This window comes from Curtobacterium sp. PhB137 (assembly GCF_003814955.1).
GTDB lineage: Bacteria > Actinomycetota > Actinomycetes > Actinomycetales > Microbacteriaceae > Curtobacterium.
On the sequence record NZ_RKQO01000005.1, the window covers coordinates 298840 to 311246 of the forward strand.

Genomic DNA, 12407 nt, shown 5'->3' on the forward strand with positions numbered 1-12407 from the left:
GGGTGCACCGACGACGAGGAGACTCCATGGCCAACCCCCAGGGCATCATCGACCCGCCCATCGACGACCTGCTCAGCAAGGTCGAGTCGAAGTACGCGCTCGTCATCTTCGCTTCCAAGCGCGCGCGTCAGATCAACGACTACTACGCCGACCTGCACGAGGGCTCGCTCTTCGACAACGTCGGCCCGCTCGTCGACTCGACGATCGACGACAAGCCGCTGTCCGTGGCTCTCCACGAGATCAACGAGGACAAGCTCACCGTCACCAAGCAGCAGCAGCCCTCCGACTGATCCCGGTGACTGCAGCTGCTCTGCGCCTCTTCACGTCCGAGTCGGTGACCGAGGGGCACCCCGACAAGATCTGCGACCAGATCTCGGACAGCATCCTCGACGCACTGCTCACGGTGGACCCGCACGCTCGGGTCGCCGTCGAGACGATGGTGACGACCGGCCTCGTGCACGTCGCCGGCGAGGTCACGACCTCGGGCTACGTCGAGATCCCCAAGCTCGTCCGTGACGTCATCACGGGCATCGGCTACAACTCGTCGGACGTCTCCTTCGACGGCGCCACGTGCGGCGTCGAGGTGTCGATCGGTGCGCAGTCGCCGGACATCGCGCAGGGCGTCGACGAGTCGCTCGACTCCCGCACCGGCGCCGTCGACCCGCTCGACCGTCAGGGTGCCGGCGACCAGGGCATCATGTTCGGCTTCGCGACGAACGAGACCCCCGAGTACATGCCGGTCGCGATCTGGCTCGCCCACCGCCTGGCCGAGCGTCTGGCCGCCGTGCGCAAGTCCGGCGAGCTGGCGTTCCTGCGCCCGGACGGCAAGACGCAGGTCACCGTCGGCTACGACGGCGTCGTGCCGAAGACCGTCGAGACCGTCGTCCTGTCGACGCAGCACTCGCCGAGCGTCACGCTGGAGCAGCTCACCGCCGAGATCACCGAGCACGTGATCCGTCCGGTGCTCGACCTCGTCGACCTCGACTCCTCGCACGTCGACGTCATCGTCAACCCGACGGGTCGCTTCGAGATCGGTGGCCCCCAGGGCGACGCCGGACTCACCGGCCGCAAGGTCATCGTCGACACCTACGGCGGGGCCTCCCGTCACGGCGGCGGCGCGTTCAGCGGCAAGGACCCGTCGAAGGTCGACCGCTCGGCGGCGTACGCGCTGCGCTGGGTCGCGAAGAACGCGGTCGCCGCGGGCCTCGCCGACCGGCTCGAGGTGCAGGTCGCCTACGCGATCGGCCGCGCGAAGCCCGTCGGGCTCTACGTCGAGACCTTCGGCACCGGACACGTCGACGACGCCACGATCGAAGCCGCGATCCGCCAGGTCTTCGACCTGCGTCCGGCCGCGATCATCCGCGACCTCGACCTGCTCCGTCCGATCTACGCGCAGACCGCGACGTACGGACACTTCGGCCGCGAGCTCCCCGGGTTCACCTGGGAGCAGCTCGACCGCGTCGAGGAACTCCGCGCCGCCGCAGGGCTCGTCACCGCCGCCGTCTGAGGCACCGCGTGACCACCGTCGCGCGCGTCGTCCTCGACTCGCCGCTCCCGCAGTTGGACCGTCTGTTCGACTACCGGGTGCCGGCCGAGCTCGAGGACGACTGCGTGCCGGGCGTCCGCGTGAAGGTCCCGCTCCGCACCGGGGCCCGGATGTCCGACGGCTACGTCGTCGAGATCGTCGACGAGGGCGACTACCCGGGTGAACTCAGCGCGATCGAGACCCTGGTGTCACCCGTCCCGGTCCTGGCGCCGGAGATCTGGAAGCTCGCCCGCGCCGTGGCCGACCGCGCCGCCGGTGTGGCGTCGGACGTCCTCCGCCTGGCCGTGCCGACCCGCCAGGTCCGCGCCGAGAAGGCCTGGCTCGCGCGGGACACCTCGTGGTCCCCGCCCCCGGTGTCCGCACCGCCGGTGACCGGCTACACCCCGGGCATGCTCGAAGGCGTGATCGCCGAGCACGATCGCGCTGCGGTCGCTGCCGTTCCACACCCGGTGGCGCTGGCCGGGCCCACCAGCGACGAGGGCGACGGCGACTCCGATCCGATCTGGGTGCCCGGTTGGGCAGCCACCCTCGCCCAGGCCGCCGCCCACACGCTGGCGAGCGAGCAGTCCGCCGTCATCGCCGTCCCCGACTTCCGCGACGTGATCGACCTCGAGCGCGCGCTGCTCGCGGTGCTGCCGCCGGAACGGGTCGTGCGCTTCGACGCCAAGCAGACGAACGGTCAGCGGGCCAAGGCACTGCTGCAGGCGCGGACGCACCCCGTCGTCGCGATCGGCAACCGGACGGCGGTGTACGCACCGGCGACCGACCTCGGGCTCATCGCGATGTGGGACGACGGCGACGCCTCGTTCATCGAGCAGCGCGCGCCGTACGTGCACACGCGTGACGTCGCCCTCGTGCGGGCTGCGCAGTCGGGTGCCGCACTGCTGTTCGTCTCGCACGCCCGCAGCACCGACGTGCAGCGGCTCGTCGAACTGCACTGGCTGCAGGACGTCACGCCGTTCCGGGTGAAGACCCCGAAGGTCATCCCCACCGTGCAGCAGACCTCGGCCGAGGGGTACGCCGCACAGGCGCGCATCCCGAGCTCCGCCTGGCGTGCCGCGCGCGAGGCCAGCCAGCACGGCCCGGTGCTCGTGCAGGTCGCGAGCCCCGGGTTCGGCACCGGGCTCGTCTGCGCGGAGTGCGGTGAGCGGGCGCACTGCCGGATCTGCGGCGGTCCGCTCGGCAGTCCGCACCGCGGTGCCACGCCGCAGTGCCGGTTCTGCGGTGCCCTCGCCGTGGGGTTCCGCTGCCCGACGTGCGGCAACGGCACCGTGAAGCCCGTGGGACAGGGCGCTCAACGCACCGCCGACGAACTCGGGCGGGCGTTCCCCGGCACCCGGATCGTGGTGGCCGACGGCTCACGCCCGCTCGACGAGGTGCCCGCGAGGCCCTCCGTCGTCGTCGCGACCCGTGGCGCCGAGCCGAGCGTGCCCGGAGGCTACGCGTGCGTGCTGTTGCTCGACGGCGAGAAGATGCTCGCGCGCGAAGGACTGCGCGTGCAGGAGGACGTGCTCCGCTTCTGGACGAACGCCGCGGCGAAGGGTGCTCCCGGGGCCGAGGCGTACCTGGTCGGCATCGGCGGCAAGCTCGCGACGGCGATGGCGCTCTGGCGGCTCGACGGTCCCGCGCACGACGAACTCACCGACCGGCGTGAGCTGCACTTCCCGCCGGCGGTCCGCGTGGCGACGATGACCGGCACCGACGAGGCCGTGACCGCTGCGGTCGAGGCCCTCGAGGGGGCGACCGCGGGCCCGGTGCTCGGCCCGGTCCCCGTCGAGGACGACGCCCTGCCGGGCACGGTCCGAGCGATCGTGCGGTTCCCGTACGCCCACGGTGCCGAGGTCGCGGCGACCCTGAAGGCCGAGGTCATCCGGCGGTCGTCGACCCGGCGGGTGCTGAAGGGCGGCAACCGGCGTCGGGCGGCACCGACGCTGCGGGTCCGGCTCGACGACGCCGAACCCTTCAGCGAGGTCTGACCCGCACCGGCCGCCGGACCGAGGCCTGCGTGGCGGAGCTGCGCTGCGCCTCCCGGGCCGTGTGCGTTCGCACCTTGCGACGTTCCACGCGTCGATCACCTCGTGTTCTGTCGGCCGATGCGCACGCACCCGATGCGTGTGCACCTTCCGACGATCCACGCGTCGATCGACGAGTGGTTCGTCGCGAAACGAGTCCGCCGCGCAGCAGCGTCAGGCGCGCACGGCCCGCCCGCCGACGCGCGGGAACACCACGCCGAGCGCGACCATCCCGACCGCGAGCACGAGGTGCAGCCAGTTGTCCGCCCAGTTCAGCGGTACGAAGTTCGCGCCGAACGAGTGCCCGGCGGTGAACAGCCCGTAGACCCAGAGCACGAAGTAGACGACCCCGCCGAGCACCAGGTACATCCGCGACCCGGTGGCGTACGCCGCCGCGAGGACTCCGACGACCCCGAACAGCAGGTGCACGACGTTGTGCAGCACCGACACCTGGAAGACCCCGAGCAGCATCGCCATCGACCCGTGGCCGGCGCCCGCGAGCGAGCCGGACGTCAGCCCGGGCACGAACCCGGCGATCCCGACCAGCAGGAACACGACGCCGACGAGCAGCGCGACCTTCTGGATGCTGGACCCTGCGAAGCGGTCGGTGGGCGTGGTGACGTCGGACATGGGAACCCCTCTCGTGCTGTGCCGCAGACCGTACCCACCCGGCGCGGGCCCGGTTCGGGTCAGTCCACCGAGCGCGCGCGTGGGAGGATCGAACCCATGCGTCTCGTCGTCGCCGGCAGCCCCGCTGCGGCCGTCCCCACCCTCCGCCGTCTGGCGGCGTCCGACCACGAGATCGCCGCGGTCCTCACGCGTCCGCCGACACCGCAGGGCCGGAAGCGCGTGCTGACGCCGACGCCGGTCGCGCAGGTCGCCGCGGAGCTCGGGCTGCCCGTCATCGAGGCGAGCCGCGTCGACGACGACGTCACCGCGCGCATCGCTGCGCTCGACGTCGACCTCGGTGTCATCGTCGCCTACGGCGCGTTGCTCCGCCGTCCCGCGCTCGACGCCCCGCGCCTCGGCTGGGTCAACCTGCACTTCTCCGACCTGCCGGCGTACCGCGGCGCGGCGCCGGTCCAGCGGGCCGTGATGGCGGGGGACACCCGCACCGCCGCGTCGGTCTTCCAGCTCGTCGAGGCGCTCGACGCCGGCCCGGTGTTCGCGGCGGACCCGTTCGAGATCGACCCGGAGGCGACCGCCGGCGAGGTCCTCGCCGCCATGGCGGAGTCCGGCGCCGAGACCGTCGCCCGAGTGGTCGACGCCATCGCCGCCGGCACGGCCGTCGCGACCGAGCAGACCGGCGAGCCGACGCTCGCGCCGAAGACGACCATCGACGACGGGCGCATCGACTTCGACGCTCCGGCGGCGGTCGTGCACGCCCGTCTGCGCGGGGTCACCCCCGAGCCCGGCGCGTACGCCCACCTCGGCGAGACCCGCGTGAAGCTGCTCCGCAGCAACCGCCTGACAGGAGGCCCCGCGGACCCCGCCCCGCAGCTCGCGCCCGGTGCGCTGGCACTCCACGGCGGTCGGCTGCTGGTCGGGACCGGTGACACTCCGCTGGCGCTGCTCGAGGTGCAGCCGGCCGGCAAGAAGGCGATGGACGCCGCAGCCTGGGCCCGTGGCCTGGGCGAACTGGACGGGAAGGTCCTCGCATGAGCCAGCCGACGAACACCCGGGGCGCCCGCCGCGGTCCCCGTCCCGCGAACGCCCGTCGTGTCGCGTTCGACGTGCTCCGCGCCGTGCAGGTCGACGACGCGTACGCGAACCTGCTGCTGCCGACACGCATCCGTCGCGCCGGCCTCACCGCGCGCGACGCCGCGTTCGCCACCGAGCTCACGTACGGCTCGATCCGGATGCTCGGTCGCTACGACGTCATCATCGCGCTGGCGTCGGGTCGTCGGCCGGAGAACATCGAGGCCGACGTCCTCGACGTGATGCGGCTCGGCGCCCACCAGCTGCTCGCCATGCGCACCCCGACGCACGCCGCGGTCGACGCCACGGTCGAGCTCGCCCGCGAGGTCGGTGCCCGCCGTGCCACCGGCTTCGTGAACGCCGTGATGCGCAAGATCGCCGCGCGCACCGACGACGAGTGGGACGCGCAGATCACCGAGGGCCGTGGTGGCGACGCCCTGCTCGCCACGCGGTGGTCGCACCCGGTCTGGGTCGTCTCGGCACTGCGCGACGCCCTCGCCGCCGAACGCTCCCGCGACGAGCTCGCCGCCCTGCTCGCCGCCGACAACGCCGCGCCCCGGGTGCAGCTCGCGGCGCTGCCCGGGCTCGCCACCGACGAGGACATCGCCACCGCGACCACGCGCACGGTGCCGGACGCAGACGACGACGCCGACGCCGATGCCGCGTTCGCCGACGCGACCGGCGCGGCGGACGTGCCCGCGGCCCTGGTGCCCGCCGACGGCGAACCGGAGGCCGACGGCGCGACCGGCACCGTGCCTCCCGTCCGGACCGCCGACCCCGTGCCGGCCGCCGACGCCCTGCCGGTCTCGCCCGTCGGGATCCGGGGCATCTCCGGTGACCCCGCGCGCGTGCCGGGCGTCGCTGCCGGGCGCCTGCGCGTGCAGGACGAGGGCTCGCAGCTCGCCGCCCTCGCGCTGAGCCGGTCGTCCGAGGTCCGCGCGGGTGAGCGCTGGCTCGACATGTGCGCCGGCCCCGGCGGCAAGGCCGCGCTGCTCGCCGCCGAGGCGCAGCAGGGCGGCGCGACCCTCGTCGCGAACGAGCTCGTGCCGGCACGTGCCGGACTCGTGCGGAACGCCCTCGGGGTGTTCGGCGACCACGTCCGCGTCGTCGAGGGCGACGCCCGGCGCTACGGCCGCGACGGCACCGGGATGACCTTCGACCGCATCCTGCTCGACGCGCCGTGCACCGGCCTCGGCGCCCTGCGTCGGCGTCCGGAAGCGCGATGGCGCAAGACCCCCGAGGACGTCCAGGAGCTCGCGGCCCTGCAGGCCGAGCTGCTCGACGCCGCGGTCCGGGTGCTCGCACCGGGCGGGACGCTCGCGTACGTCACGTGCTCACCGCACCTGGCCGAGACGCGCGGGCAGGTCGACGCGCTGATGGGGCGGCACGGGGGAGTCCTCGAGCAGCTCGACACCGCGACGATCGTCCGGGGGGTCGCCGCGCGCGACCCGGAGATCGCGGACGGCGCGACGGCGCAGCTCTGGCCGCACCGGGTCGGCACGGACGCGATGTTCATCGCGTTGTTCCGTCGCGTCGGCTGAGGCCGTCGAGCGGGGCGTCGCGCTCGCGCCGGTAGGCTTGCCCGGTGACGATCCGCATCTCGCCGAGCATCCTGTCCGCCGACTTCGCGAACCTCGAGCGTGAACTCCACCGCATCGAGACCGCCGACCTGGTGCACGTCGACGTGATGGACAACCACTTCGTGCCGAACCTGACGCTCGGGCTGCCGATCGTCGAGCGCCTGCAGCAGGTCTCCCCGGTGCCGCTCGACGTGCACCTCATGATCACCGACGCCGACGTCAACGCACCGAAGTACGCCGAGACCGGTGCGTCGAGCGTGACGTTCCACTTCGAGGCCGCGGACGACCCCGTGGCCACGGCCGCCGCGATCCGCTCGAACGGCGCCCGCGCGGCCGTCGCGGTGAAGCCGGCCACCCCGATCACGCAGGTGCTGCACCACCTCGACGCCTACGACATGATCCTGCTCATGACCGTCGAGCCCGGCTTCGGCGGGCAGTCGTTCATGCCGTCCGTGATGCCGAAGCTCGCCGACGCCCGTGCGGCGGTCGACGCCTCGGGACTCGACGTGTGGCTCGAGGTCGACGGCGGCATCTCGGTGGACACCGTGCCCGAGGCCGTGCGCAGCGGCGCCGACACGCTCGTCGCCGGGTCGGCCGTGTACGGCGGTGAGCCCGCCGCGCGGATCACGGACCTGCGCGAAGCGGCCGCGCGGGCGCGGGCATGAGCGCGACCCGTCCGGACGGTACGTCGGCAGCGTCAGCGGAGACCGGTAGCCTGGACCGCGTGAAGACGTTCGACGACCTGTTCCAGGAGCTCACCGAGAAGGCGCGCACGCGCCCCGAGGGCTCCGGCACCGTCGCCGAACTGGACGCCGGCGTGCACCAGATCGGCAAGAAGATCGTGGAAGAAGCGGCCGAGGTCTGGATGGCGGCCGAGTACGAGGGCGACGAGCGCACCTCGGAGGAGATCTCGCAGCTCGTGTACCACCTGCAGGTCCTCATGGTGGCGAAGGGGCTGTCCCCGGCGGACATCTGGCGACATCTGTAGGGCGCGCTCGGGCACTGCCCGTGCACCGACCTCGATCCGCCACGACCCCGACCAGAAAGCAGACCCCCTGATGCTCCGCATCGCCGTGCCCAACAAGGGTTCCCTGTCCGAGACCGCGTCCGACATGCTGCGCGAGGCCGGGTACGCCGGTCGCCGCGACCCGAAGGCGCTGCACCTGCTCGACGAGCGCAACGGCGTCGAGTTCTTCTTCCTCCGCCCGCGGGACATCGCGACCTACGTCGGCTCCGGCGCACTCGACGTCGGGATCACCGGCCGCGACCTGCTGCTCGACTCCGGTTCCGAGGCGCACGAGGTCGACGCGCTCGGCTTCGCGGACTCCACGTTCCGGTTCGCCGGCACGCCGGGCCGGTACAGCACGCTGCAGGACCTCGACGGCGTCCGGGTCGCGACGAGCTACCCGGGCCTGGTCGGCGACTTCCTCGCTCGCCACGGGGTGACGGCGACGCTCGTCAAGCTCGACGGGGCCGTCGAGAGCGCCGTGCGTCTCGGTGTCGCCGACGCCGTGGCCGACGTGGTGTCGACGGGCAGCACGCTGCGGCAGGCCGGCCTCGAGATCTTCGGTCCGGTCATCCTCGAGTCGACCGCGCTGCTGGTGTCGACCGACGAGACGATCCCGGGCATCGACGTGCTCCGCCGTCGGCTGCAGGGCGTGCTCGTCGCCCGCGGCTACGTCATGCTCGACTACGACATCCCCACCGCGCTGCTCGAGCAGGCGACGGCAGTCGCGTCCGGCATCGAGTCGCCGACGGTCTCGCCGCTGCACGGCCGTGACTGGTCCGCGGTGCGCGTGATGATCCCGCGCGACGACGCGAACCTCATCATGGACGCCCTGTACGACCTCGGTGCCCGCGCCATCCTCGTCAGCCCGATCCACGCGGCCCGGCTGTGACCGCGGCAGCCACGGCGCCGGGCGGCGTGGCCGTCCGCGTCATCCCGTGCCTCGACGTCAAGGGCGGCCGGGTCGTCAAGGGCGTGAACTTCCTCGATCTGCAGGACGCCGGTGACCCGGTCGAGCTCGCCGCGCGCTACTACGAGCAGGGCGCTGACGAGCTGACCTTCCTCGACGTCGGTGCCACGGTCGAGAACCGCGCCACGATGTACGACACGGTCACCCGCACCGCCGAGCAGGTGTTCATCCCGCTCACGGTCGGTGGCGGCGTCCGTTCCGTCGACGACGTGTCCCGCCTGCAGCAGTGCGGCGCGGACAAGATCGGCGTGAACAGCGCCGCGATCGCCCGGCCCGACCTCGTCGGCGAGATCGCCGACCGGTTCGGCGCGCAGGCCGTGGTGCTGTCGCTCGACGTCAAGCGCTCCGACCGGACTGCGTCCGGCTTCGTGGTCACCACGCACGGCGGCCGCACGGAGACCGACATCGACGCGATCGCCTGGGCGCGCGACGCCGTCGAGCGGGGTGCGGGGGAGCTGCTCGTCAACTCCATCGACGCGGACGGCACGAAGAACGGGTTCGACCTCGAGCTCGTCGCCGCGGTGCGGTCGGTCGCGCGGGTCCCGGTCATCGCCTCGGGAGGCGCGGGTCGGGTCGACCACTTCGCCCCCGCTGTCGACGCGGGTGCGGATGCCCTCCTCGCCGCGTCCGTCTTCCACCGTGGCGAGATGACGGTGGGCGACGTCAAGGCCGCGCTGCGCGCGACCGGCCACGCCGTCCGCTGAACCGCCGCCGCCCGCTGATCCGCCGCCGTAGGCTAGGAGTCTCATGACCGACAGCACCAGCACCGACACCGACGCGGTCCTCGACCGCGCACGTTTCGGTGCGGACGGGCTGCTCCCCGCCATCGTGCAAGAGGAGTCGTCGAAGGACGTCCTCATGCTCGGGTACATGGACCGGGAAGCGCTCCGCCGCACCCTCACCGAGGGGCGCGTGACCTTCTGGTCGCGGTCGCGGAACGAGTACTGGCGGAAGGGCGACACGTCGGGGCACGCGCAGTACGTGCGCGACGCGGCGTTCGACTGCGACGCCGACACCCTGCTCGTCACCGTGCAGCAGGTCGGTGCCGCGTGCCACACCGGGGCGCACCGCTGCTTCGACGTCGATCCGCTCGCGCCCACGACGGCGTCAGCCCCGGCCGACACGGCAGTGGAGGCGACCCGATGACGACCGCGACGATCTCCGATGCGCCGCACACGACCTCCCGGCCGGAGTTCGACGCGCTGCTGAGCGACCACCGCGTCGTCCCGGTGGTGCGCGCGCTCTACGCCGACAGCGAGACGCCGGTGGGTGTCTACCGGAAGCTCGCCGACGGCCGGCCCGGGTCGTTCCTGCTGGAGTCCGCGGGCCAGGGCGGCCTCTGGTCGCGCTGGTCGTTCGTCGGTGTGCGCAGCTTCGGCGTCCTCACGCAGGAGGGCGACCGCGCCGCCTGGATCGACACCGGCATCGACGCCGAACGTGCGGTCGGCTCACTCGACGGCGAACCGCTCGAGGTCCTGGCACGCCTGCACGAGCGCTGGGCCACCCCGCGGGTGCCCGGCTCCCCGCCGCTCGTCGGCGGGACGGTCGGGTTCATCGGGTGGGAGGCCGTGCGCCAGCTCGAGCACCTGCCGAACGTGCCGCCGGCCGACTTCGACGTGCCCGGACAGGCACTGTCCTTCGTCTCCGAGCTCGTCGCGCTCGACCACCGCACGGGGCTCGTCCTGCTCGTCGCGAGCGTGCTGAACGACGGCACCGACGACGCCGACACGCTCTGGTCCGACGCGCAGCGCCGCCTCGACCGCCTGCAGGCCGACCTCGTCCAGCCGAGCGTCGCGACCGTCGCCGAGGCGTTCGAGATCGCCGAGCCGACGCCGACGCACCGTTCCACGCCGGACGAGTACATGGCCGCGGTGGAGCGCTCGAAGGAGTTCATCCGCGACGGCGACGTGTTCCAGGTCGTGATCTCGCAGCGCTTCGACCACGAGGTGACCGCCGACCCGCTCGACGTGTACCGGGTCCTCCGGACGTTGAACCCGAGTCCGTACATGTACTTCCTGGCCCTGGCGGACACCGCCGACGAGCGGTACTGGATCGTCGGCGCCTCGCCGGAGGCCCTGGTGAAGGTGCAGTCCGGCCGCGCCATCACGCACCCGATCGCCGGGTCGCGTCCACGTGGTGCGACCCCGGAAGAGGACGTCCGCTTCGGCGACGACCTGCTCGACGACCCGAAGGAACGCGCCGAGCACCTGATGCTCGTCGACCTGGCCCGCAACGACCTGCAGAAGGTCTGCGAGCCCGGTACCGTCGCGGTCACCGAGTTCATGACGGTCGAGCGCTTCAGTCACATCATGCACCTGGTGTCGAGCGTCGAGGGTGCGGTGCGTCCGGGGATGTCCGCCATCGACGTGTTCCGGGCGACGTTCCCGGCCGGCACCCTGTCCGGTGCGCCGAAGCCCCGCGCGCTGGAGATCATCGACGAGCTCGAGCCGGCGAAGCGCGGTGCCTACGCCGGTGTCGTCGGCTACTTCGACTTCGCCGGTGACGCGGACATCGCGATCGCGATCCGCACCGCCCTGATCAAGGACGGCGTGGCACGGGTGCAGGCCGGTGCCGGCCTGGTGGCGGACTCCGACCCGGCCACCGAGCACGAGGAGACCATCAACAAGGCGGCGGCACCCCTGCGGGCCGTGGCCACGGCGAACCGGATGCGCGAGGTGCGCTCGTGAAGCGCTCGCGCCCGATCGTCGTCGTCGCCGGACTGCTCGTCGCCGGCATCATAATGCTCGCGTGGACGCAGACCTGGTTCACCGTGGACCTGCACGCCGGTGCGGCAGTCACCTCGACGGTCGACGCCGACGGGGCCGCGGTCGTGCCGCAGTACACCGCCCTGGCGATCGCGAGCCTGGCCCTGTTCCTCGCGATGACCATCGCCGGCCGGGTGCTGCGCATCGTGCTCGCGTGCGTCGAGATCCTGCTCGGACTCGGCGTCGTGGTCAGCGGCATCACCGCACTCGGTGACCCGGTCGCCGCGGCGAAGGGTGCCGTCGGCGCGGTGGCCGGGGTCAGCGACCTGACCGCCGTGCGCCGCGTCGTGTCCGGCGTCGACGTGTCGCTCTGGCCGGCCGTCGGCATCGCCGGTGGGGTCCTGGCCGTCCTGCTCGGTGTCGTCGTCATCGTGGTGCAGCGTGCGTGGCCCGGTCCGAGCCGGAAGTACGGCGCGGCGACCGCGGGAGCCGCCGCCGACGCCCGCGCCGCAGCCCCGGTCGTGCGCGACGCCGTCGTGGACTGGGACGACCTCAGTGCTGGGGTCGACCCGACCGACGGCACGGTAGGATCGGATGGGCGTCGGTCGACCGACGACGCCGGAGCAGAACGAGGAGCACCGTGAGCAACACTGAGCCCGCAGAACTCGGCGAAGGCCACTCGCCGGCCGCCTGGACCGCCGTCGTGATCATGCTGATCGGATTCGCGGCAGGCACGCTGTTCTTCTGGTTCGACCAGCCGTGGGGCGTCTGGGTCTCCGCTGCCGTCGTCGTCATCGGTCTCGTCATCGGCGCGGTCATGGCGAAGGCCGGTTACGGCGTGAACGGCCCGAAGTACGTCGCCAAGCAGCACGCCGAGTAGGACTCGCATG

General features: G+C 72.7%; 14 protein-coding genes. 13 read left to right on the plus strand and 1 reads right to left on the minus strand.

Features of this window, described 5'->3' with window-relative positions; genetic code table 11:
* Positions 1-26 precede the first annotated feature (26 nt).
* Genes rpoZ through EDF28_RS08020 form a run of 3 tightly spaced genes read left to right on the plus strand, consistent with a single transcriptional unit; the run spans position 27 to position 3522 of the window.
* Positions 27-290 (plus strand): DNA-directed RNA polymerase subunit omega, encoded by a 264-nt coding sequence (rpoZ, locus tag EDF28_RS08010; protein WP_114849971.1) that lies wholly within the window; start codon positions 27-29, stop codon positions 288-290.
* 5 nt (positions 291-295) lie between these two features.
* A complete protein-coding gene (gene metK / locus EDF28_RS08015) occupies positions 296-1507 on the plus strand; it encodes a methionine adenosyltransferase (RefSeq protein ID WP_111083919.1) in 1212 nt (403 codons plus the stop codon).
* An 8-nt stretch (positions 1508-1515) separates the two neighbouring features.
* A complete protein-coding gene (locus tag EDF28_RS08020) occupies positions 1516-3522 on the plus strand; it encodes a primosomal protein N' (RefSeq protein WP_123937799.1) in 2007 nt (668 codons plus the stop codon).
* A 210-nt stretch (positions 3523-3732) separates the two neighbouring features.
* On the opposite strand, the gene EDF28_RS08025 is transcribed toward EDF28_RS08020, so the two are convergent.
* On the minus strand, positions 3733-4188 hold the full coding sequence (locus tag EDF28_RS08025; RefSeq protein WP_123937800.1) for a DUF4383 domain-containing protein: 456 nt from the start codon (positions 4186-4188) through the stop codon (positions 3733-3735).
* A gap of 96 nt (positions 4189-4284) precedes the next feature.
* Between EDF28_RS08025 and EDF28_RS08030 the strand changes: the two genes are divergently transcribed.
* The 10 genes from EDF28_RS08030 (at position 4285) to EDF28_RS19210 (ending at position 12397) form a co-directional block, all read left to right on the plus strand.
* The gene (locus tag EDF28_RS08030) at positions 4285-5220 is read left to right on the plus strand and encodes a methionyl-tRNA formyltransferase (RefSeq protein WP_123937801.1); all 936 of its coding nucleotides are present in this window, start codon (positions 4285-4287) and stop codon (positions 5218-5220) included.
* Positions 5217-6797, plus strand: coding sequence for an RsmB/NOP family class I SAM-dependent RNA methyltransferase (locus EDF28_RS08035; RefSeq protein ID WP_260154722.1), 1581 nt, complete (start codon positions 5217-5219; stop codon positions 6795-6797). Before EDF28_RS08030 ends, EDF28_RS08035 begins: the two co-directional genes overlap by 4 nt.
* A 44-nt stretch (positions 6798-6841) precedes the next feature.
* Positions 6842-7501 (plus strand): ribulose-phosphate 3-epimerase, encoded by a 660-nt coding sequence (gene rpe, locus EDF28_RS08040; RefSeq protein ID WP_123937802.1) that lies wholly within the window; start codon positions 6842-6844, stop codon positions 7499-7501.
* A 59-nt stretch (positions 7502-7560) separates the two neighbouring features.
* A complete protein-coding gene (locus EDF28_RS08045) occupies positions 7561-7824 on the plus strand; it encodes a phosphoribosyl-ATP diphosphatase (RefSeq protein WP_111084162.1) in 264 nt (87 codons plus the stop codon).
* A gap of 70 nt (positions 7825-7894) precedes the next feature.
* Positions 7895-8734, plus strand: coding sequence for an ATP phosphoribosyltransferase (hisG, locus tag EDF28_RS08050; protein WP_111083926.1), 840 nt, complete (start codon positions 7895-7897; stop codon positions 8732-8734).
* A complete protein-coding gene (gene hisF / locus EDF28_RS08055; RefSeq protein ID WP_243692450.1) occupies positions 8731-9516 on the plus strand; it encodes an imidazole glycerol phosphate synthase subunit HisF in 786 nt (261 codons plus the stop codon). The genes hisG and hisF overlap by 4 nt, the downstream gene beginning before the upstream one ends.
* 43 nt (positions 9517-9559) lie before the next feature.
* Complete coding sequence (gene hisI / locus EDF28_RS08060; RefSeq protein WP_123937803.1) at positions 9560-9958, plus strand: phosphoribosyl-AMP cyclohydrolase; 399 nt, start codon at positions 9560-9562, stop codon at positions 9956-9958.
* On the plus strand, positions 9955-11499 hold the full coding sequence (locus EDF28_RS08065; protein WP_123294327.1) for an anthranilate synthase component I: 1545 nt from the start codon (positions 9955-9957) through the stop codon (positions 11497-11499). Before hisI ends, EDF28_RS08065 begins: the two co-directional genes overlap by 4 nt.
* Complete coding sequence (locus EDF28_RS08070) at positions 11496-12161, plus strand: Trp biosynthesis-associated membrane protein (protein WP_123339700.1); 666 nt, start codon at positions 11496-11498, stop codon at positions 12159-12161. Before EDF28_RS08065 ends, EDF28_RS08070 begins: the two co-directional genes overlap by 4 nt.
* Positions 12158-12397 (plus strand): HGxxPAAW family protein, encoded by a 240-nt coding sequence (locus EDF28_RS19210; protein ID WP_185094183.1) that lies wholly within the window; start codon positions 12158-12160, stop codon positions 12395-12397. Before EDF28_RS08070 ends, EDF28_RS19210 begins: the two co-directional genes overlap by 4 nt.
* Positions 12398-12407: the final 10 nt, after the last annotated feature.

Excerpts from the sequence above, each read along its gene's own strand:
- EDF28_RS08035 (WP_260154722.1), top strand. The coding sequence starts at position 5,217 with ATGAGCCAGCCGACGAACACCCGGGGCGCCCGCCGCGGTCCCCGTCCC.
- EDF28_RS08065 (WP_123294327.1), top strand. The coding sequence starts at position 9,955 with ATGACGACCGCGACGATCTCCGATGCGCCGCACACGACCTCCCGGCCG.
- rpoZ (WP_114849971.1), top strand. The coding sequence starts at position 27 with ATGGCCAACCCCCAGGGCATCATCGACCCGCCCATCGACGACCTGCTC.
- hisG (WP_111083926.1), top strand. The coding sequence starts at position 7,895 with ATGCTCCGCATCGCCGTGCCCAACAAGGGTTCCCTGTCCGAGACCGCG.
- hisI (WP_123937803.1), top strand. The coding sequence starts at position 9,560 with ATGACCGACAGCACCAGCACCGACACCGACGCGGTCCTCGACCGCGCA.
- EDF28_RS08025 (WP_123937800.1), bottom strand. The coding sequence starts at position 4,188 with ATGTCCGACGTCACCACGCCCACCGACCGCTTCGCAGGGTCCAGCATC.
- EDF28_RS08030 (WP_123937801.1), top strand. The coding sequence starts at position 4,285 with ATGCGTCTCGTCGTCGCCGGCAGCCCCGCTGCGGCCGTCCCCACCCTC.